Raw genomic sequence first — 20,256 nt, 5'->3', positions numbered from 1 at the left:
TTACTCTATAAGGACGAAAGAGGTATTTCTATTTTAAAAGTAGTACCTTGCCCAATTTCTGAGTCGATAGAGATATTACCACCATGCTCTTTTATGAAGTTGAATGATAGAGAAAGCCCAAGTCCACTTCCCTTTCCATATTTCTTTGTCGTGAAATAGGGTTCAAAAATCTTATTTTTGATTGCCTCACTCATACCTGGGCCACTATCTGAAACTGCAATGATGGCCATATTATCTTGTGTTGAGAGGGAGATTTTGATTTCCTTTACCTCACTCTCTTCGAGAGCATCCCTAGCGTTAGTTAGTAGATTCATAACAACTTGTTGAATTTGACCTGGACTACCTTTGACTTGTAATTTTTCAACAGAGCTTTCAAAAGAAACACTGATTCCATAGTGGTCATAAATTTCTTCAATCATCAATACACAGTCACTTAAAACTTCAGATAGATCAAAAAGAATTAATCCTTGTCCATCCTTGCGGGCAAAAGTTCTAAGCCCTTTTACGATATTTTCAATCTGCGTTGCCGATGATTCAATCTTATCTAATGATTTTAAAATATAATCTTCATGCTCACTGGCCTCATAATCTTCCTTCTTTAATCTTGAAAGATAACCTTTGATAATTGTAAGTGGCCCATTAATTTCATGTCCAACACCAGCAGCAAGCTCACCTATCGCCGCAAGTTTTGAACTATGTGTGATCACTTGATCTTTTTGCTGTAATTCTTTTACTTGATTAACGAGCTTTCTTTTAATAGGAATTAGAATTTTGAAGAACTCGTAAATTAATAGAAGAATGATTAATGAGAATAGGATGAATTCAATTTTACTTAAGTTTAAGATTTTTGATTTTGAATAGTCTGCAGACTCAAAAACAATCTTATTCATATTTTTTAAAAATACATCAGTGTCTTTAACGATGCCTTCAAGACTTCGTTTTTGATCATCGCAAAAATTGACGATACAATTAATATCTTTACTGATATTCCTTAAAATAGGATTAAGATCTGTATACTGTTTTTTTATGTTATCTGTGAATGCGGGTGCAATCCCCTTTTCTCGACTTCCATTCTTTAAATCCTCATGAGTCAAAAGGAGTAAATCCTTGGTTACAAGAATCTCTTGCCTTAAAGAACTCCTTATGTGATCACCAGTATTAAACGAATAGATTAAGGCTTGCTTGGCCAATCTTTGGCTTAGCATACGTTGGCGACCGGCCAAGTTAATAACTTGCGAGTAACTTTCCTGTTGAAGAATGAAAAACTGCATCAATGCCTGAGCAATGATAGTGAATAGGACAATCGATACGAAAGCAATAAGATACTTATATGTAATTCCTCTTTCATAATCAATTTTCATGAATAAAAAATAAACTACATAATATCTTCTGAAAACTTAAATTTTAAAAATATAAGAAGTTATCACAACTTCTTATGCTGCCGCTTTCCTAGCGACTTTAGTCTGATTGTCATAAATATTCTCTAAGTCAAATTCCTCTCCAAAAGTAGCGATTGTTGTTCTTAAGTTCAATTGGGACTCAAGCAATATTTTGAGATGACTCGATGCCTGTTCTTCGCCGTGATTTAAGATAACTAATTTTGGCGAAATGCGTGATTCATTTATCCAACCAATAAAGTCAAGATAATCACCATGTGCCGACAAGGAGTCGATATAGAAAATGCTGGCCCTTACAGGAAACTTTTGCTTATGCATATGTAGCTCTTTTTCGCCATTAATGAGAATACGCCCTTTAGTCCCTTCAGGCTGAAACCCAACTAAAATAATTCCGCTATTTTCATCCACAATATGCTTCATGACATGGTAGACAACACGCCCACCATCAATCATGCCTGATGCGCTGACAACGATTCGCGGGCCGCTCATTTGAGTCAAGGCTTTTGAATCCTCGACGTCTTCAATTTCAAAAAAGGTATCAGGATAAATATCGATATCCTCTGTAACATGTTCTTTAACGTGGCCTTTATGAAAACAGTCGTTAAAGATACGATTGGCCTTTTTGGAAAGAGGACTATCTAGATGAACAGGAACACTGGGGATCGCTTCATCATTCATAAGCTCTTTAATAAGATAGAGAATATCTTGTGTTCGTCCAACAGAGAAGGCCGGAATAACTGCCACTCCTCCACGCTTTAATATCGTATTAAGGTACATTCCGAGTACTTCTTTAGCAGGTATTCGTGCATGAAGCTTATTACCGTAAGTAGACTCTAATACGAGGTAGTCTGTTTCACAGATATCTTGCGGTTCATTTAAAAGGATATTTCGTTTATGGCCAATATCACCAGAAAAAACAATCGTCTTTTCATCCCCTTCATTTGTTTTATAACGAATGCGAATAAAACTTGCTCCTAGAATATGGCCGGCCCAGAAAAAAGTAATCGCAATATTCTTAGAGATAGTTAGCTCTTCTTCGAAGTCCACAACTTCAAAGTGTTTAAGAACAGCCTGGGCCTCCTCGGTTGTATACAAAGGGAGTGCTGGTTTGTGTCTTGAAATCTTTTTTCGATTTGCATACTTTGCATCTTCTTCATGAATACGGGCCGAGTCCATAAGTAAGATTTGGCAAAGCCTAAATGTTTCTTTTGTGCAGTAAATCCTTCCACGAAATCCATCACGATAAAGACGAGGAAGAAGGCCTGAATGATCAATATGTGCGTGAGTTAGAAAGACCGCACTTAACTTACTTGCACCGTGATAGCTCATCCAATTTCGTTCACGATTTTCCTTGGCCCCTTGATAGAGTCCATAGTCAACTAAGTATTGTTCTTTATAGTCCTTTCCTACTTTAAGTAACGTCTTTGAACCGGTTACACCTCCGGCAGCACCAAGAAAAGTAATTTTCATCGATAGATCCTTTTTATAATTAATTTTCGTGTACTACCTATCGACGTTTTAATAGTTAAGAATGTTTAATATTGACTAAAGAATGGTAATCATAGTTGATCATTCAATTCGACTAACACAAACCTCACAATCACTTTGCAAAAAATAGACCCGAAACAAACCTTTAATTATTTTTAGAGTCGTATACTTATTTCATAGGAAAACAACTCAAGGAGAATATTATGAGAACTACAGAAAAAATTAATCTAACAACAAAAGGGTCAGTTTAATACTGACCTTTTTTACATCATCACACCACGATAAATCATTGAACCACTAAACCCTACCATCACAACCTTCGCAACCCTCACAAAATAACGATCAGACATCTTTTTTAAAATCATTTTTCCTGTAACAGCACCGAGAAGCGGAGTTAAAATTGCCACGAAATAGAATGTATATGGCATTTCACCTAGATTAAATTCATAAAGTCTTATGAAAAAGATAGTTTTAGCAAGATGCCCCAGCATTTGTGTAAAGGCCTTTGTGGCAACAATTGAAAATCGCCCTAGTCGACTTGAAAGAAAGAACAAGTCTAAAGCAGATCCAGATACACCACTCAAGGCCTGTGAAGATGAAACGATTAATCCACAAAAGAGTGCACGACCTCTTTTTTCAATATCAAAATGAATAGCTAAAGGTTTTAGTAATCCAATAATTGGTAGAATCCCCAATATGATAAAGATAACCTTTTTAGAAAGTTTCAACTCTATCCCTTGAAATACCCCATAAGCAATTGCTGTCCCTAGCAGATAAGGTAAAACTACCTTAAATTCAATATTCTTATAGTTAACTGCCGCCCTAAAGCCATTAGAGCTTGCTTGTGTTATCCCTTGGAGAATTAAGGCAACAGGTAGAGGGAGGTAGACTAGGAAGATGGCCATCAGAATAACTCCACCGGCCATACCTAGGGCCCCTGATATAATACTTGTAAATAGAATATAAAAGAATAAGCTCTCTAAATCCATATCCCCTCCCATTGACTGTATTATCGACAAAAACATATAATGAAAAAAGCGAATATATAGAATACAATATATTCAAATATCGAATATATGGAGAAAGCGATGTTAATCGAACTTGAGACTCTTAATGCCCTTGCAAAGTATAAAACAATGGGAAAGGCCGCAACAAGCCTAAGAGTCACTCAATCAACAGTGAGTAAGAGAATTCAAAGTCTAGAACAACAAACTAAGAAGATCTTAGTTGTTAAAAAAGGTCGTAATGTCGAGATCACAACGGCCGGGCAGAAGCTTCTTTTTGACAGTCTCCCTCTTATGCAGAAGTTGAAAGAAATTCTCGACCAAGACTATGAAGAGATGTCCAGACTTGCCATTGGTTTCTCTGAATCGATCCTGTCTTCATGGGGCGCAAAATTTATTACAGATTTTGCCAGAAAGAATAAAGAGGTCATTATCGAGCCACACGCCCATCGCACACCAGTGTTGGCAGACAAAGTCGCAAGTGGGGACTATGCTATAGCTGTTGTCGGAGGCCGTCCTAGAAATATTCCAGGAATTCATGTTGAAGAAGTCGCCAAAGAAGAAATGGTCATCATTGGCAAGAAAGGGCGTTTATTTTGTGTGGAAGAAACAAGTGGAACATGGGCATCCATAGCTAAGGATGTAAATAGGAAGAAGATTATTATCGATGAAAGAAGTGAGTTTCTCTCACCGATAGCTCAAATGGCAAAGAGTGGATTTTGTCGTGGTCTTGTTCCTGAAAGTATCGCCAAAAGTGTTGGCGTAAGAAGTGATCAGATGAAAAAGACTGGGATTTATCGCCCCATCTATATTGTTGCAAGAAAACGTAGCTTTGAGCGTGAAAATGTTAAATTATTTATAAAAGCGCTAAAAGAATTATAACTTCATTCTTTGAGCGACTCCTCTTTGATAAGGATCTTCTGAGCTACTAAGAGCTGATATCACTCCTTGTCTATTCTCAATTGGTTGGTTTTGACTAAGCTTCCACTGGCCTTCAAGAGAAGTCACTTCAATTTTAACTCCCACAATTGCGGCCAGAAGCTTTTGAGTATAATCACGAGGAGCATCTTCAATTTTCCAAGGACTGTGACTTCCCTCTTCCTGCTCATTTGTGAGTATCTCGATGGAATTAAGAATCCACTCCTTATCTTCAATAAAGGAAATTTTTCCACGAGCGTGAACAACAATATAATTCCAAGTTGGAACAGCTTTACCAGTCTCTTTCTTTGTTGGGTAATGATTTGGCGAAATATAACAATGAGGTCCATTAAACGTAGCAACGACTTCACTAGCATCAAGTGTTTTCTTCCAAAGGCCATTAGCTTTTGCAATATGGCCAAATAAAAAGAGCTTCCCCTCTTCTTCGACAACACAAAGAGGAAGATGATTAACCTCAATCCCTTCATTTCCGTTTGATATCAAATTCGCAAATGTCGTCTCCTTCATCTGCTTTATTAACTCGGCCTTATCTTCCTGTTTGAATTGCTTTGGTATATGCATTCTACTACCTCTAATTCATTTATTAATGCTACAATGATAACTCAATAAACACTGGAGTTAAAATGCCTTATATCCTAAGCCCAATTATTACAGAATCAATGCCTGGAATGTGGTTTGAAGGCCAAGGCTATAAGCGAGAGAATATTTACTCGATGAATGACCCAAAAGGTCCTCCAGTAAATTATGACGCCCACCTTCTGAAGCCCCATAGCTTAACTCATATGGAAGCTCAGTCTCACACCATGAAAGATGGGATGAGCGTTGATGACTACTTTAAGAAGCAAGTAAATTCATTTTTTGGGCCAGTAACTGTCGTCAAATTAAAAGGACAAGATTGGAGACCTGTAGAAGGACTAGATGGCGTTTATCATTGGGAAGTCTCACTTAGTGAGCTAAAGGCCGAGCTTGGAGATGAGATTCCAAGTAAGTTAATTTTGTCAATTGAAGAAATGCCATTAAACGAATCACAACTTCACGATCCAAATTATGTCTTAACACTTTCACAAGAAAGCGCTGACTACTTATTACAAAACCCTAACTTTAATATGTATGGAACTTCTTGGAAGTCTTCGGACTTTAATCCAGGGAGTAGAAATAGACCAATTCACAATACTCTCTTTAAGCAGGCCGCAATCTTTGAAAACTTAAAACTTCACGATGTGCCAGCTGGAAAGTATTTCTTTTCAGGATTTCCACTCCCCCTTCACTTAGCTTCTGAATCACCAGTTTGCCCGGTGCTATTTACCAAAGAAGAGATTAACTTCTAATATCACTTCTCTTATAAGCATCGTCGACAAAGACTTCGACAAGAGCATTAAGTGCATCTGTTACTGTAAAGATACCGTAGACACGATTTCTATTATTGAGAACAATTGCAGACCCAACCTTGTGACTTGCTAATTGATAGGCAACTTCACCTAAACTATCGTCCTTATTAACAGCAAGAACAGATTCATTCATAAAGTCCTTAACAAGAACACCATCACACCAGCTCTTTCCATAAATCGACATGACATCTCTTTCAGAAATGATTCCCACAATTTGATTCCCGTCACTTACAGGAAGGTGCCTAATTCCATTGTCTTTCATAATCTTAAAAGCAATATCAATACTGGCATCCTGATCCACAACGTGAACAGCAGGAGTTGTAAATTCTTCGACTGATATATGTTTCATATATGCCTCCTAAATTAAATTTAGATTAGCACAATGGATTAATTGGTAACTGACAAGTGTCAGTTTTTACGAAAAAAATTCTTAATTTTTGCCTTAAACATATGGCATAGGATTTAGAGGCCCAAAGCTCACAATCTTTAGCTTAGGGAGCTAACTATATAGAATCAAGAGACACTTAAGATATCTCCCTGGCTCCCATTTATGCGTTTGCATAAGGCCAAAAGATTACATACAATTTTTATATATGTTAGCTAAGAAGAGGGTCCTGGTTGCCGAGGACGAACCAACATTAAATGATATCTACGTCGAAACCTTTGAGTCATTTGGTTATGAAACCATTGGTGTAAAAGATGGTGAGATGGCCCTAGACTACGCTAAACGTAACCCAGTTGACTTCGTTATTACTGACTTAAAAATGCCAAAGATGGATGGGCTTAAGCTCCTAGAAGAGATTCGTAAACTTAATACTCAAACCCCTCCTGTTCTAATAATCACAGGCTTCATTGATGAACTAAATGCACAAAGGGCCAAAGAACTTGGTGCCGTTGATCTTATGACGAAGCCCTTTGACTTTGATAAGGTCATTCTCTATATCGAAGAGAAGTTAAGCCAACAAACAGAATCCTAGATTCCCCACTCTTTTGAAAGCTCACCGATTCTCTTTTTAAATAGAAGAGACAGAATCATTGAAACAATTGTCAATCCAATAGCAAGTCCCGCCCATAAACCAGCGGCTTCCATTCCATGCTTATAACTAAGATAGACTCCAACAGGAATTGCAATTAGCCAGTAGCCACAGAATGAATAAAGCATCGGTTGTTTACTCATTCCAAGACCTCTTAGAACTCCCCACATGGCAACTTGTAGGCCATCAGGAATTTGAAAGAGAGCAACGTATAGGAAAAGCCCTGAGCCGTATAAAATAACGGCCTGATCAGTTGTAAAAAGTCCCATTAAAAATTTATGGAATAAGAAATAGCAGATTGCAGTAAAGACCATGTAAGAGACGGCCATAAAGATACACCCATACGAGTAGTTCTTTATCATCTCCATATCCTTACGCCCTAGAGCATAGCCAACCTTAACACCGGCAGCTCCATTAATTGCGAGAGGAACCATAAAAGTTAAACCTGCAATTGTTAAAACGATATTATGAGACGCAGAGGCAACAAGGCTCATACGGCCAATTAAAACCGTAACTGTTGAGAACATGAGAACTTCAATAAATGTTCCAAGTCCAACAGGGATTCCAAGCTTAATAAGTTCTTTAAACGACTTCTTACTAAAGTGTGTTTCAATTGGAAGCACACGGTAAGCATAGACGTAAATGATAATAGCGAGAACAAAACGAGTTATAACAGTTGCAACAGCAGCTCCCTTAATTCCCATTTCAGGAATAGGGCCGATACCAAACATTAAGCAGTAATTCATGATGAGGTTAACAACATTCATTATGATAATAAGTGAGTTTGCAAAAATCGTTTTATCAAAGGCCTGCAGATATTCCTTAATCATCTGAAAAATTAGAGCAGGAATAATTGAGATATTAACCCAATAAAGATAGGTCTTAACAAGTGGGACGATCTCTTTATTTAAACCGATGTGATCGACAAAATAAGTAAAGATATAAAGGGCAGTACAAATAACACTTCCTAAAAGAAGCGCTAAAGTCATTCCACTCCCCCATACACCATTCTCATGTGGGTTAGTCTCTTCACCACGCATTCTTGCGGTAACCGCACTAACAGAAAATAGCGTTGAGATTCCAATCATAATAAATGGAGATAACATTCCTGCCGCAACACCAATGGATGCAACTGCTGATGTTGAATAACGTCCGGCCACAAAAATATCACCAACGTTAAAAAGCATCTGACCAACTTGGCCGATAACAAGTGGAATCGTAAAATAAATGAGTTCTTTGAGTCTCTTACTCGTTGTTGCAACTACCATAATAGTTAGAGGTTATACCTCAATTTTTTAATAGATGGCATATAAAAATTGTAACCAAATATACTTTAAATCTCGGCCAAAAATTCGTAGAATATGAACACAAAGGAGTGCTTGTGAAAATCGTTTCAAATGCAGCGGAAGCTTTATCAATAGTCTATTCTAACTCAAACATTTTTATTCACGGTGGAGACTCAACACCGCAGGCCCTAATCGATGGCCTACTTGAAAATGCTCATAAACTAAAAGATGTAACGCTAACTCACCTCCACACTCATGGTGATGCAAAGTATGCAAATGAAGAATATTGTGAAAATTTTAAAATCATCAATCTCTTTGTTGGTGGTAATGTAAGAAAGCATATCGACTATCAAAGAGTTGATTACCTTCCTTGCTTTCTATCAGAGATTCCAAATCTATTTCGTAGTGGAAGGATCCCACTAGACTTCGCTCTTATTCATGTCAGTCCACCAGATAAACATGGCCACTGTACTCTAGGTACTTCGGTTGATGTTGCTAAGGCTGCAGTAAGTAGTGCCAAAATTGTAATCGCACAGATCAACCCAAATATGCCTCGTGTTCATGGTGATGGATTTATCCACGTCAATGATATCGACTATGCAATTGAAATTGATGAGAAGATTGTTGGCCATCAAGAAGTATGCTTAAGCGAAGAGGATTTAAAAATTGGTCAGCTAACGTCGACTCTGATTGAAGATGGCTCAACTCTACAAATGGGAATTGGCTCAATTCCTGATGCCGTATTGGCCAGCCTAACGAATCACAAGAACCTGGGGATTCACACAGAGATGTGGTCAAACGGAGCTCTTGAGTTAATTAAAAGTGGTGCCGTTAATAACTCTCTAAAAAATGTTCACCGAGGAAAAACAGTTAGTGCCTTTATTGTTGGAGGCCAAGATGTGCATGACTTTATTAATGATAATCCAAGTGTCATCCAACTAGAAGCAGACTATGTTAATAACCCAAGTATCATTAAGAGAAATCCAAAAGTATGTGCAATTAATAGCGCTGTTGAGATTGATCTAACAGGACAGGTTTGTGCAGATTCAATTGGTCACCGAATTATTTCTGGTGTTGGTGGACAAATGGACTTTATGAGAGGAGCTTCTCTTTCAGAAGGTGGTAAACCAATCATTGTTATTAATTCACGAAGTGCAAAAGGTTTCCCAAAAATTGTTCCAACGCTAAGATCAGGAGCGGGAGTTGTAACAACTCGTTCACATATGCACTATGTTGTTACAGAGTATGGAATTGCTGACTTATATGGCAAAAGCCTTAATCAGCGAGCACAAGAATTAATTAGAATTGCTCATCCAGATGACCGAGAAAACTTAGAAAAGATGTGGCACGAAACGCACTGTAGAAGATAATCTACAGTGCAGCTATTGGGGATTGGCATAATAATTCTACCATGCCACTTCCCTCATATTTTTCTTTTGCAACTTTTAAATCGACTCTCTTAAAGATCATATACGAAATAAATGATCTTAAATTTAATAAGAACGGATTCTCTTGTCCATGTACTGAAACATATGAATCAGAAACATAACCTTCATAGATATCTCTAAAGCCAGGAGAATCAATGACAAGAAGCATGACACAAATTGCGATAGCTTCCTTGCCCTGCTCGACCCCTTGATTAATGGCCTGATTCAGCTCTTCAACAGAATCAAATGTTTGTTTTGAAATCTCTTTAATTTGTTCTGCAAGAAGATTGATACAATGTTCTCCACAAGTCGTTATGAACTCTTCTTTAGAACCAAAGTGATAAAGAACTGAAGACACATTAATCTCGGCCTTCTTTGCAATATCTCTTAGGCTCACACCGTAGACACCATTTTTGGCCATTAAAGGGATTGCGACATCAATTAAATTCTGTTTAGTCTTATTCATCTACCTACTACCTTTTGTTAACTTACTGTCAAATCGAATAATCTTCTTGATTCAATTTGGTTAACATGTTAACTATATAGTTAATACATTAACAAGTTTGGAGAAAGAATGTCAATAATAAAGAGTGAATATGTACAGGAAAGCATTATCGGACGCATGATCCGTACAACTCGAATCCTCGATAAAATGGTATCTGAAGAAGTTTCGCACTTTAAACTAACGAAGCCTCAATTTGATGTTCTTGTCATTCTACACCTAACAGATCAAGAATCCGTTACAACGACAGAATTAGCAGATGAACTACTTGTTTCAAAAGCAAATATCACTGGAATCGTTAAAAGACTTGAGGCGGCCAATCTTGTCAAGAAGGCCATTGACGAAAATGATACGAGATCAAAGAAGATTACCCTAACTGAAGACGGCCTTAGTTTAATTAATAAAGTACTTCCACGCTACTTTAGTATGGGCCAAGAGCTGGTATCAAGATTCAGCCAAGAAGAGAAATCTAAACTTCTTTGCCAACTTGGAATGATTGAAGAGTTCTATCAATCGAAGAGATAAATCACCTAAGAATCAAAAAAGAGACAGAATAGACAGGAGAACGACACTCATGAGAAGGATCAAGACCTATATCGTCTTGTTTGGACTGGCCAGTAGCGTAAGCGCTGCTCAGTACAAATTAAGCGAACAATCAGTAGTTGAACTTGCTACTAAAAGAAATGAAAATGTTGGAATTGCAAGACAAGAACTAGAGCAGGCAAGAGAGTCACTTAGCAGTGCAACCTCTAACCTATTCCCTGTTCTCTCAATATCGGCCGGCGTATCGAAGAATGATGGTAAAGGAAATATCATGCCACATGGATACGACTGGAGTCACAATGCAAGAGTGCAACTAACTCAACCACTATATACTTTTGGAAAGATCTCAAGTGGTGTCGACATTGCGGAATCTGCAAGTCGCATTGGCGAGCTAAAGACTGTTGTCACAAAAGCAGAAGTTGAAAATGTTGCAAGACAGCTCTACTACAGAGTTCTCTTTAACCAAGAGCTAGTTAGAATCACAAATGACTCTTATAAGAATGCTGTCAAGAATAAGAAGGCACTTGAAGAGCGTGTTTCATACGGTCGTATTTCGAGAAATGATAATATTAAGATGCAAGCAGACCTTGCGAGTCGAAAGCCAAATTGGATTATTGCAAAGAAGAACCTAAAGAATGCAATCTTAGACTTAAAAAACTTTCTAGCATTACAACCTGAAGATGATGTTCAAGTTGTAACTGATAATTTCAATGCACAAGATAAGATCGCAACGATTCCATCAAGCCTAAAAAAGTTAGATGAAACAGTTGATGTTAAGATTTTAAAAGAAAGTATCCAACTTTCAGACTTCACAGTAGAGCTTGCAAAGAGCCAACGACTTCCTGATCTAGGGCTATTTGTTGCCTACTCTCCTCTTACTTATCGTGTGGATAAACCATTTACAGGTGATATTTCTCACAACCAAAATGATCTTTCATTTGGACTTCAATTTACATTTGATTGGGATCTGGGTGGAAGTAAAAACTCAGAAGTTGCCATTAAAAGAAGTGATGCAAATATCGCACGTTTAAAGTTCAACCAGTTGAGAAGAGAAATCAGAACACAATATTTAAAATTTGAGCAAGACTATGAAGGACTACAAGAGAGGTTTGAAGCAGAGTCGGAGGCCGTTAAGCTTGCCGCTTCATCTTATAAAGTAGCACTTAGTTCATTTAAGTCAGGTGGAGTTTCACAACTTCAATTAAATGATAGTGAAATCCAACTAACTCAACATCGCCTAAACCTTGCCCAAACAAAACTTCAGCTTAAAGTAACTCGTGCAGAAATGGATAGGCTTCTTACGAGTACAACGAAGGGAGATAAATAATTATGAAGCAAATAATCTTCGTACTAGTTGTAGGCCTTCTTTACGCCGGAAGCTTGTATGTGAAAGACCTTGATCTTCAAAGAAAAAAAGGAAAAGAGACGGCCACGATGTATACGATTCGTGCAAAGTCAGGAACTCCAGTCAATACAACAAAAGTTACAAGAAGAGCGTTCTCTAATTTTGTTATTGTAACTGGTAGTAATATTGGCCCTAAGATTCACGCTTCAGTCGCTCCCAAGGTTGCTAATTTAATTAAGCCAGGCGCACTTGTTAGTATTCGCGTGAAAGATAAGAAAGTTTACGGCAATGTTGTTTCAGTTGATACCAAGGCCGATTACCTTTCCGGTCTACATAAGATTGTTGTCTCTTTTGCCAATAAGAAGATTCCAACAAATCTCTATATTATGAATATTGAAACTCACAAACTTGAAAATGCTTTAACAGTAAGAAGAGAAGCTGTTTCAGAGCGTGGTGGTTCACATAATGTCTTCATCGTCGATCAAAACAATACGGTTAAGAAGCGAAACATTGAAGTCAGCGATAGCAACGAGAACTTCTTTGTTGTGAAAAGTGGATTAAGTGAAGGCGACACTGTAGTGCTAAGTGACCAACGTTATCTAAGCGATGGCGAGAAAGTTAATATCATCGAAGCACAAGTGGATCAGGATTAAGGAGTTAGAAGATGATTGAAATATTTGTAAAACGACCTGCCACGACAATCATTTTCATTGCTATTTTTATGGTAATGGGACTTGTTTCGATTGGTAATTTAATTATTGAGCCTACACCTAAAGTAGAGCTCCCACTGATTACAGTACAAACAATCTACGCTGGTGCTTCACCCGAAGAGATTGAGTCTCAAATTCTTAAGAAAATTGAAGATGAAATTTCAGAGGTTTCTCAGATTAAGAAAATCAAATCTGATGCCCGTGATAGTTTTGGTATTGTTATTATTGAATTTGATATTGAAGCGGATGCCAATATCAAGTCAATTGAAGTAAAAGATAAAGTAGAAGCAATCTTAAATGAATTTCCAGATGGAGCCGATCGTCCAATTATTGCAAAATTTGACCCGCTCATTCAACCGATTGCCACACTAGCTCTTTCAAGTACAAAGCATGACCTGACTCAAGTATATGAGTATGCCGATAAGAAGCTTAAGTCTCGCCTCTCTTCGATTAATGGTGTTGCCTCTGTCGACATATTTGGAGGGCGTGAAAGAGAAATTAATATTGAACTTGATAATAACCTTCTCATTCAAAACTATCTTTCAATTGAAGATGTTCTAGCTGCAATTTCAAGAAAGAACTTAAATATTCCTGGTGGTTCAATCAATACAACAGACTCAAAGATCAGTGTCCGTTTTGTTGGTGAATTTGCCAATGTTGACGAGATTAGAAACCTAGAAGTCGTTTCACGTGAAGGACAAGTTTTCAGACTTCAAGAGATTGGTAATGTCTCAGATAGTTTTAAAGAAGTTGAAACAATGGCACGCTTTAATGATAAAGAAGTTGTTGGTTTATCTGTTTTAAAACTATCAGATGGTGATGCCATCAAAATTGTTGAGAACCTAAAGGGATCACTTGATAAAGTTCAAAGTGAGCTTCCTGAAGGAATGAAGCTAGAGCTAGTTGTTGATACAACAAGAATTACTCTTGATGACACAAAAGGAACAATTAACTCGATCTTTATGGGGATCGGTTTAACGATTGCTATTCTTCTAACTTTCTTAGGTGACTGGCGAGGGGCCTTAATTGCAAGTATCGTAATTCCAACTTCGATTATCTCAACTCTCTTTCTGATGGATATGTCATCGTTCTCTATTAACGTTATGACTCTCCTTGCGTTTGGTACGTGTCTAGGAACACTTATTGCCAACGCACTTATCATTATCGAAAACGTTTATAAGCACCTTAAGATGGGAAAGGATTCTCAGTCTGCTGCCATTGACGGAACAAAAGAAGTTTTACTTGCCGTTATGGCATCTTCGGGAACAAACCTAGTTGTATTTACTCCACTAGCGTTTATGGGTGGTATCGTTGGTAAGTTCATGCTGCAATTTGGGATGACAGTTGTATTTGCAACGATCTTCTCGATTCTGGCATCTGTTACATTAACTCCAATGCTTTGTGCCCTACTTCTTAAAGACCCTGATACTTTAAAAGGGCCATTTCCTAAGCTTGCAGGCCTTGTTGATCGCCTTCTTGCATGGGTAACGAAACAGTACCGTTGGTTCTTTGACAAGTTTATGAATTGGCCAATTACTTCGATTATAGTTCTTATGGCCCTATTCTTTACGATTGTGTATCCAGCAAAACGTGTTGGAAACGAGTTCCTACCAAAATCTGACCGTGATGAGTTTAAGGCGTTCATCCTGATGCCAGATGGTTCACCAGTTGAAAAAACGGCACATATCACAAAGCAAGTTGATGAGATTATCAGAAAGTATCCTGAAGTTGTCTCAACTCTTTCTGATATTGGTTATGACGGTGAGGAAAGATCACGTATTACAGTTAACTTAACATCAGCAACAAAACGTAAGAGAGACTATAAAGAAATTATGGATGACCTACTTCCTAAAGTTTCTAATATACCTGAAGCAGAGATTACTCTTACAGGTGGTAGTCGAAATGCAAGTAATGATGGTGATATCACGATTAACGTAACTGGTGATGATTTTGATAATATGGTTATTGCATCAGAAAAAATGCAAAAGATCATGAAAGATTCTGGCTACTTTAGTTCAATTGAAAGTTCATATCGAATTCCAAAAATGGAAATTCAATTTGTCTCTGAGCCGCAAAAAGTTATTCGTCAAAACCTTTCAAGTTCACGTCTTGGTGGAACGATTCGCGCCCTTGTAAACGGGAACGACGATGCCGTTTATAAAGAAGGTGGAGAGGAATATGATATTAACGTTACTCTTGCCCCAGAGTTCAAAAGAAATATTTCAGATTTTGATAAATTTCTCATTCACGGAAAAGATGGACTAATTCCTATCTCAAGTCTTGGTAAGGTTCAAGTTGTTGAAGCGACTTCACCACTTAAAAGACGTGATAAGGAAAGAATCATTCAAATCAAGGCCTTCGTTGTAAAAGGCGTTGTAGGTGCGATTATGGGAGACCTCGGACAAAAATTTAATCAGGCCGAACTTCCTCAAGGGACAAAGTTTATGTTTGCTGGGCAAGCAGAAAGTCAAAAAGAGTCTCAGCAAGAGATGGGTAAGGCCTTCATGCTAGCGGTAATCTTAACGTATATGCTACTTGTTGCAATTCTTAACTCTTTTGTCTTCCCAGTATCGATTGGGTCAGCAATTCTAACGTCCTTTCTAGGATCATTTTTAATGATGTTCTACACAGAGCAGACGGTTAATATTGGTTCCATGATGGCCATTGTAATGGTTGTTGGTCTGGCGGTTAATAATGCTATTCTTATGATTGAATACACCCAGCAAAAACTCGATGAAGGTGTTGAAATTAAGGAAGCTCTCTGGTTGGGAGCGCAGGAGAAGCTTAAACCAATTCTTATGACTTCTATTGCAATTATCGCTGGGACTATGCCGCAGCTATTTATGATCGATAAGATGAAGTCGGCCATGGGAGCTGTTCTCATTGGAGGGATGTTGGGATCAATCTTCTTCACTTATACCCTCGTACCAACGATTCACTTGGTTATTTACCGAGTGAAAACATGGTTATCTAACCTACTTAATTCAAAAGCTTAAAGCACCATAAAGGCCCCGAAACAGGGGCCTTTTTTTATGTCTAAAATTCAGACATGGCCTGTAATCCTTCCCTCCTTGAACAAATTCACCTCAATAAATGTTATAAGTGTTCATTATTTATTTAGCCAAGACCAAATAAGAGAGAGTTAAAGATGAGATCAATTATTCTTACTTCAGTTCTATGTTCAGGAATTTGCCAAGCTATGCCAATGCCTTCAAAGGGTGTTGTTAAAGTATCCGATGGTGCCAAGGCAAATTGTAACTCAAAGAAAGACTTATATCGAAATAAGCTTCAAGCTTATCGAATTAAAAATTATAGCTCACAACAAAATGGCGAAAATATCGAGTTAACACTTAATATTCAAATGGTTCAATGTAGTGAAACTGATAAAGGCTTTGCTTTTAAAGATAAGAATATTTTCGATTTATTTACATATAAGACATATCGTAATCTTGAAATGGAAGTTAGAACTAAGAGTGCTAATATCCTCTTCTATCAAGATGGTGTTTACAAAAAACTTTCTCAGGTTGATATCACTGATAACCAAGACCTCTCAAAAATCACAGCAAGCTTCAATGTGAAGGACTTACTAACAAAAGAGAAATACGAGCAGTATCAAAATGGTGAAAATGTGATTACTAGCTTAGACTTCAGTCTTAAGCGCCTTATTGAAATCTCAGGCAATGATTTCAATGGTGTTTATGATCAAAATTACGGTGGATTTAGAATATTTTTTGAAATTAAATAATAAAAAAAGGGCCTCAAGTGAGGCCCTTAATATTTGTCTTATTTTTGGTTCATACCTTTGAACTTATCCTTAGACATAGTTGTTACATATGCTGCAACATCTTTAATGTCTTGGTCTGATAGACCACGAACTTTTGTCCACATCATTGATGTGTTCTTAGTCTTTCTCTTCTTAGACTTGATTGCAGTTACTTGCTCAATAATGTAAGCAGCATCTAGACCAGCAATTCTTGGACCTTTAACGATCGCAAGCTTACCATCTTTTGCCTTTCCCATACCATCAGCATTGTGGCAAAGAGCACAGTTAACTTTTTTGTAAATTGCTTTACCTTTAGCAGCGTCACCTGCGTAAGCAGTTACACTTAGTAGAGCGGCAACAACAGTGATTTTAACTAAATTCACAATATATCTCCTTTATATTTATAGCGTAGCTATACTTTATGCAATTATCGTCAGATCGTCAGTAAATTTAAAAGAAAATATACCCCCCTGGCCATTTCTTGAGCTATACTCTCTTGCACATAGTGACAAGTCTAGAAAACTTAAAAGTGACTTAAAAGAGAGTTAAGAATGAACACAAGTGTCATAAGCCTAATTTTAGGAACAATTTGCATCGGACTGGCACCCATCTTTGTCAAAAACCTAACTGGCGACCTCTCACCAAGCATGATTGGAGCACTCCGTTGCGGAATTGCTGGATCAATTCTTCTTATTTACCAACTTCTTATTAAGAAAAATTATATCAAGGACAAACGCTTCTATACTATGACGGCCGTCATAGGTTTCTGCTTTGCCATGGACTTATTTGTCTGGCATCGCTCAGTCCACCTCATTGGTGCCGGGATGTCCACAATCCTAGGAAATACCCAAGTTTTCTACTTACTTGTTTTTGGCCTCATTCTATATAAAGAGAAAATTACAATAAAAAAACTTTTGGTCTTTCTCTTTGCTTTCTTTGGAGTCTTTCTCATTCTCAAGGGGCAAGTTGAGTTTTACCAATCTGAAGAATTCTTCTGGGGAGTTCTCTTTGGACTAACCACAGGGCTTTGTTACTCTCTTTATACGACCTCAATTAAGAAAACATCTCTTATGAGCTTTAAAACGAAAATTACGGCCTTAGAGATCATCACTTACTCTTCTCTTGTGACAGGAGCACTACTCTTTCTAAGTGCTCAATTTGAACAGGGATATAAAGGCCTTAGCTTTTCACACCTACCTTCAGTTCTAGGGCTGGCCATACTGTGCCAGATTATTGGCTGGTCTCTAATAAGTTATGGGCTTAAGTCGGCGCCTTTATCAGTCTCAGGCCTCATTATTCTGTTACAGCCAGTTATTGCAAAGACCCTTAGTATCTTTCTATTTAACGAACCATTTTCGTCACTTGAAATTATCGGGGCTTCAATTCTTCTTACTTGTATTTATCTTGGGACTCACCTGTCGCGTCCTAAGAAACCAAAACCAAAACCAAAACCAAAACCAAATGACAATTGAGGTCTTTATTAATACCATATTCTAAATATTTTTAATTAGGCATGGTAATAATGAAAGCACTCTCTCTATTTGCTCTTATAAGCATTCTTCTTTTCAGTTGTTCAAATAGTAATGACTTAGAAACTCTTACTCCAAAAGATCAAGTGATTCATCAAGAGGCAACTAAAAAAGCGCTTAAGAAGATCGCTAATGAAGAGGTTGTTTTTACTCAACAACAGGCCAATCATTGGAATGGTAAGAAGAAGGTCGATTTCAATAAGGATGTGAAGCCTATTTTTGATAATCGCTGTGTCGTTTGCCATAGTTGCTACGATTCTCCATGTCAGCTTAAACTGACTTCAAAAGAGGCCATTCAAAGAGGTGCCTCCAAGGATAAGGTCTACATGGGCGAGCGCCTTGTGGCCTCATCACCCAGCCGCCTCTACATTGATGCCACGTCAACTAAACAGTGGAGAGACAAAGGCTTCTTCTCTGTTTCAAGTAAGCATATGAATGAAAGCGTCATGGCCAAAATGCTTAAACTCAAGGAGATCGCTCCCCTTCCTAAAACAAAACTACTTCCAAGCAGCTTAGACTTTAGTCTTGAAAATGATCGTTTCTGCCCTAAGAAAGACGAGTTTGAAGACTATGCACAGGCTTCTCCATTTGGAGGAATGCCATATGGCCTGCCGGCACTAAGCGATAAAGAGAGCAAAACAATTACAACTTGGATAGCACAGGGATCAAAATTTAATAAAGATCTTCCATTACCAAAATTTGATAAAAAGCAGATTAGACGTTGGGAAAAATTCTTAAACAAAGACAGTAAGAAAGGCCAACTCATGGCACGCTATCTCTATGAGCACCTCTATCTTGCAAATCTTCACTTTAGCAATAAAGCGAATTCAAACTTCTATAAATTAGTAAGATCAAAGACTCCTTCCGGAAAACCGGTTGAGATCATCGCAACTCGCAGGCCATTTGATGATCCAAAAGTAAAAAGAGTTTACTACCGTTTAGTTAAGCAGAGGGAAACGATCGTCGACAAAACTCATATGCCTTATCTCTTTAACCAAGAGAGAATGAATTGGTATTCAAGTTTATTTCTTAAACCGAAGTATTCGGTTAAGGAACTACCAAGCTATAGGCCACATATTAGTGCTAATCCATTTCTATCATTCAAGGACCTCCCTGTTCAGTCTCGTTATGAGTTTCTTCTTAAAGAATCTCAATATACGATTTCTAACTTTATTAAGGGGCCAGTCTGTCGAGGTCAAATTGCACTTAATGTGATTCAAGACCACTTCTGGGTTTTCTTTATCAATCCAAAACTCTATCGCGACAGAAAATCTTTTCCACTGACAAATGAATTGGAACGAATGAGTCTCCCTGCCCAGTATGCTAACGCTGGAGGAATTCAGTGGTTCAAGTATAAGAATGAAGAAGAAAAGTACTTAGAAAAGAAATCGAAATTTATCGACGAAAACCATAATATTTTAAATTTAAATTCGCTTTGGAATGGTGGTAAGAATAATCAAAATGCCGCCCTTACGATATTTAGGCACTTTGATAGTGCGACAGTTTTAAAGGGCATGGTTGGGCAAAACCCAAAAACAGCATGGATTATCGACTACCCTCTACTTGAGAGAATTCACTATTTATTAGTTGCAGGTTTCGATGTTTACGGCAACGTCTCTCACCAGCTCAACACTAGACTCTATATGGACTTTCTAAGGCTTGAGGGTGAATTTAATTTCCTTACACTCTTACCTTCTAAGCAGAGAATCAAAGAAAGAGATCATTGGTATGAGAGGGCATCAGATGAAGTCAAAAAACATATTATTGGCCGTTATGCTTGGATTAATAAAGCCCCGCAAATTTCGTACAAAACAAAGGATGCAAAGAGTGAGCTATTTGAGCTAATTAAAAAAAGAATAGGCCCTTCCTTAAATAAAGAATACCAAGTGCACAATGAAGAT

General features: G+C 37.7%; 19 protein-coding genes. 11 read left to right on the top strand and 8 right to left on the bottom strand.

Features of this window, described 5'->3' with window-relative positions:
• Positions 1 to 5 precede the first annotated feature (5 nt).
• The 3 genes from ABMA79_RS03135 to ABMA79_RS03125 all read right to left on the bottom strand — a co-directional run bounded on the left by ABMA79_RS03135 (position 6) and on the right by ABMA79_RS03125 (position 3,874).
• The gene (locus ABMA79_RS03135) at positions 6 to 1,361 is read right to left on the bottom strand and encodes an ATP-binding protein (RefSeq protein WP_393090246.1); all 1,356 of its coding nucleotides are present in this window, start codon (positions 1,359 to 1,361) and stop codon (positions 6 to 8) included.
• A gap of 72 nt (positions 1,362 to 1,433) precedes the next feature.
• Positions 1,434 to 2,867, bottom strand: coding sequence for an MBL fold metallo-hydrolase RNA specificity domain-containing protein (locus tag ABMA79_RS03130; protein WP_393090243.1), 1,434 nt, complete (start codon positions 2,865 to 2,867; stop codon positions 1,434 to 1,436).
• 281 nt (positions 2,868 to 3,148) lie between these two features.
• Entirely contained in the window at positions 3,149 to 3,874 is a 726-nt protein-coding gene (locus ABMA79_RS03125) for a TSUP family transporter (RefSeq protein WP_393090241.1), read from the bottom strand.
• A gap of 99 nt (positions 3,875 to 3,973) precedes the next feature.
• On the opposite strand from ABMA79_RS03125, the gene ABMA79_RS03120 reads away from it, so the two are divergent.
• Complete coding sequence (locus ABMA79_RS03120) at positions 3,974 to 4,771, top strand: LysR family transcriptional regulator (RefSeq protein WP_393090239.1); 798 nt, start codon at positions 3,974 to 3,976, stop codon at positions 4,769 to 4,771.
• On the opposite strand, the gene ABMA79_RS03115 is transcribed toward ABMA79_RS03120, so the two are convergent.
• Positions 4,766 to 5,389 carry an FMN-binding negative transcriptional regulator gene (locus ABMA79_RS03115; protein WP_393090236.1) on the bottom strand — a complete coding sequence of 208 codons (624 nt, stop codon included), beginning with the start codon at positions 5,387 to 5,389 and terminating at the stop codon, positions 4,766 to 4,768. The two genes, ABMA79_RS03120 and ABMA79_RS03115, sit on opposite strands and share 6 nt — an antisense overlap.
• A 62-nt stretch (positions 5,390 to 5,451) precedes the next feature.
• Between ABMA79_RS03115 and ABMA79_RS03110 the strand changes: the two genes are divergently transcribed.
• A complete protein-coding gene (locus tag ABMA79_RS03110; RefSeq protein WP_393090233.1) occupies positions 5,452 to 6,156 on the top strand; it encodes a hypothetical protein in 705 nt (234 codons plus the stop codon).
• Here ABMA79_RS03110 and ABMA79_RS03105 read toward each other — a convergent pair.
• Positions 6,146 to 6,565, bottom strand: a complete 420-nt coding sequence (locus tag ABMA79_RS03105) for a CBS domain-containing protein (protein ID WP_392856450.1) — start codon at positions 6,563 to 6,565, stop codon at positions 6,146 to 6,148. The genes ABMA79_RS03110 and ABMA79_RS03105 overlap by 11 nt on opposite strands.
• Positions 6,566 to 6,809: 244 nt before the next feature.
• On the opposite strand from ABMA79_RS03105, the gene ABMA79_RS03100 reads away from it, so the two are divergent.
• On the top strand, positions 6,810 to 7,193 hold the full coding sequence (locus ABMA79_RS03100; protein ID WP_392856452.1) for a response regulator: 384 nt from the start codon (positions 6,810 to 6,812) through the stop codon (positions 7,191 to 7,193).
• Here ABMA79_RS03100 and ABMA79_RS03095 read toward each other — a convergent pair.
• Positions 7,190 to 8,518, bottom strand: coding sequence for an MATE family efflux transporter (locus ABMA79_RS03095; protein ID WP_392856453.1), 1,329 nt, complete (start codon positions 8,516 to 8,518; stop codon positions 7,190 to 7,192). The genes ABMA79_RS03100 and ABMA79_RS03095 overlap by 4 nt on opposite strands.
• Before the next feature lie 113 nt (positions 8,519 to 8,631).
• Between ABMA79_RS03095 and ABMA79_RS03090 the strand changes: the two genes are divergently transcribed.
• The gene (locus ABMA79_RS03090) at positions 8,632 to 9,906 is read left to right on the top strand and encodes an acetyl-CoA hydrolase/transferase family protein (protein ID WP_393090230.1); all 1,275 of its coding nucleotides are present in this window, start codon (positions 8,632 to 8,634) and stop codon (positions 9,904 to 9,906) included.
• 1 nt (position 9,907) lies between these two features.
• Here ABMA79_RS03090 and ABMA79_RS03085 read toward each other — a convergent pair whose 3' ends face one another.
• Positions 9,908 to 10,429 carry a TetR/AcrR family transcriptional regulator gene (locus ABMA79_RS03085; RefSeq protein WP_392856457.1) on the bottom strand — a complete coding sequence of 174 codons (522 nt, stop codon included), beginning with the start codon at positions 10,427 to 10,429 and terminating at the stop codon, positions 9,908 to 9,910.
• Between the two features lie 108 nt (positions 10,430 to 10,537).
• Here ABMA79_RS03085 and ABMA79_RS03080 point away from each other — a divergent pair, with 108 nt between their 5' ends.
• From ABMA79_RS03080 to ABMA79_RS03060, 5 genes are all read left to right on the top strand, one after another.
• Positions 10,538 to 10,990, top strand: a complete 453-nt coding sequence (locus ABMA79_RS03080) for a MarR family winged helix-turn-helix transcriptional regulator (protein WP_393056208.1) — start codon at positions 10,538 to 10,540, stop codon at positions 10,988 to 10,990.
• 49 nt (positions 10,991 to 11,039) lie between these two features.
• Positions 11,040 to 12,335, top strand: coding sequence for a TolC family protein (locus ABMA79_RS03075; RefSeq protein ID WP_393090227.1), 1,296 nt, complete (start codon positions 11,040 to 11,042; stop codon positions 12,333 to 12,335).
• 2 nt (positions 12,336 to 12,337) lie between these two features.
• Positions 12,338 to 13,006, top strand: a complete 669-nt coding sequence (locus ABMA79_RS03070; RefSeq protein ID WP_393090225.1) for an efflux RND transporter periplasmic adaptor subunit — start codon at positions 12,338 to 12,340, stop codon at positions 13,004 to 13,006.
• Between the two features lie 11 nt (positions 13,007 to 13,017).
• Positions 13,018 to 16,059 carry an efflux RND transporter permease subunit gene (locus ABMA79_RS03065; RefSeq protein WP_393090222.1) on the top strand — a complete coding sequence of 1,014 codons (3,042 nt, stop codon included), beginning with the start codon at positions 13,018 to 13,020 and terminating at the stop codon, positions 16,057 to 16,059.
• A 152-nt stretch (positions 16,060 to 16,211) separates the two neighbouring features.
• A complete protein-coding gene (locus ABMA79_RS03060) occupies positions 16,212 to 16,808 on the top strand; it encodes a hypothetical protein (protein WP_392856466.1) in 597 nt (198 codons plus the stop codon).
• A 38-nt stretch (positions 16,809 to 16,846) separates the two neighbouring features.
• Here ABMA79_RS03060 and ABMA79_RS03055 read toward each other — a convergent pair whose 3' ends face one another.
• Positions 16,847 to 17,209, bottom strand: coding sequence for a c-type cytochrome (locus ABMA79_RS03055; RefSeq protein ID WP_393090220.1), 363 nt, complete (start codon positions 17,207 to 17,209; stop codon positions 16,847 to 16,849).
• 168 nt (positions 17,210 to 17,377) lie between these two features.
• On the opposite strand from ABMA79_RS03055, the gene ABMA79_RS03050 reads away from it, so the two are divergent.
• Both ABMA79_RS03050 and ABMA79_RS03045 read left to right on the top strand, forming a co-directional pair.
• The gene (locus ABMA79_RS03050) at positions 17,378 to 18,298 is read left to right on the top strand and encodes a DMT family transporter (protein ID WP_393090217.1); all 921 of its coding nucleotides are present in this window, start codon (positions 17,378 to 17,380) and stop codon (positions 18,296 to 18,298) included.
• Positions 18,299 to 18,348: 50 nt separating this feature from the next.
• Positions 18,349 to 20,256: fatty acid cis/trans isomerase (locus tag ABMA79_RS03045; protein WP_393090214.1), on the top strand; the 1,908-nt coding region annotated here is incomplete at its 3' end.

It is taken from the genome of Halobacteriovorax sp. HFRX-2_2 (assembly GCF_043196705.1).
In the GTDB taxonomy this organism is placed as follows: domain Bacteria; phylum Bdellovibrionota; class Bacteriovoracia; order Bacteriovoracales; family Bacteriovoracaceae; genus Halobacteriovorax_A.
This window is presented reverse-complemented; position numbering and strand designations above follow the sequence as displayed.

What these genes read in the sequence shown, in the direction of transcription:
- ABMA79_RS03135 (WP_393090246.1), bottom strand. Translation starts at nt 1,361, where the DNA reads ATGAAAATTGATTATGAAAGAGGAATTACATATAAGTATCTTATTGCT.
- ABMA79_RS03130 (WP_393090243.1), bottom strand. Translation starts at nt 2,867, where the DNA reads ATGAAAATTACTTTTCTTGGTGCTGCCGGAGGTGTAACCGGTTCAAAG.
- ABMA79_RS03125 (WP_393090241.1), bottom strand. Translation starts at nt 3,874, where the DNA reads ATGGATTTAGAGAGCTTATTCTTTTATATTCTATTTACAAGTATTATA.
- ABMA79_RS03120 (WP_393090239.1), top strand. Translation starts at nt 3,974, where the DNA reads ATGTTAATCGAACTTGAGACTCTTAATGCCCTTGCAAAGTATAAAACA.
- ABMA79_RS03115 (WP_393090236.1), bottom strand. Translation starts at nt 5,389, where the DNA reads ATGCATATACCAAAGCAATTCAAACAGGAAGATAAGGCCGAGTTAATA.
- ABMA79_RS03110 (WP_393090233.1), top strand. Translation starts at nt 5,452, where the DNA reads ATGCCTTATATCCTAAGCCCAATTATTACAGAATCAATGCCTGGAATG.
- ABMA79_RS03105 (WP_392856450.1), bottom strand. Translation starts at nt 6,565, where the DNA reads ATGAAACATATATCAGTCGAAGAATTTACAACTCCTGCTGTTCACGTT.
- ABMA79_RS03100 (WP_392856452.1), top strand. Translation starts at nt 6,810, where the DNA reads ATGTTAGCTAAGAAGAGGGTCCTGGTTGCCGAGGACGAACCAACATTA.
- ABMA79_RS03095 (WP_392856453.1), bottom strand. Translation starts at nt 8,518, where the DNA reads ATGGTAGTTGCAACAACGAGTAAGAGACTCAAAGAACTCATTTATTTT.
- ABMA79_RS03085 (WP_392856457.1), bottom strand. Translation starts at nt 10,429, where the DNA reads ATGAATAAGACTAAACAGAATTTAATTGATGTCGCAATCCCTTTAATG.
- ABMA79_RS03080 (WP_393056208.1), top strand. Translation starts at nt 10,538, where the DNA reads ATGTCAATAATAAAGAGTGAATATGTACAGGAAAGCATTATCGGACGC.
- ABMA79_RS03075 (WP_393090227.1), top strand. Translation starts at nt 11,040, where the DNA reads ATGAGAAGGATCAAGACCTATATCGTCTTGTTTGGACTGGCCAGTAGC.
- ABMA79_RS03070 (WP_393090225.1), top strand. Translation starts at nt 12,338, where the DNA reads ATGAAGCAAATAATCTTCGTACTAGTTGTAGGCCTTCTTTACGCCGGA.
- ABMA79_RS03065 (WP_393090222.1), top strand. Translation starts at nt 13,018, where the DNA reads ATGATTGAAATATTTGTAAAACGACCTGCCACGACAATCATTTTCATT.
- ABMA79_RS03060 (WP_392856466.1), top strand. Translation starts at nt 16,212, where the DNA reads ATGAGATCAATTATTCTTACTTCAGTTCTATGTTCAGGAATTTGCCAA.
- ABMA79_RS03050 (WP_393090217.1), top strand. Translation starts at nt 17,378, where the DNA reads ATGAACACAAGTGTCATAAGCCTAATTTTAGGAACAATTTGCATCGGA.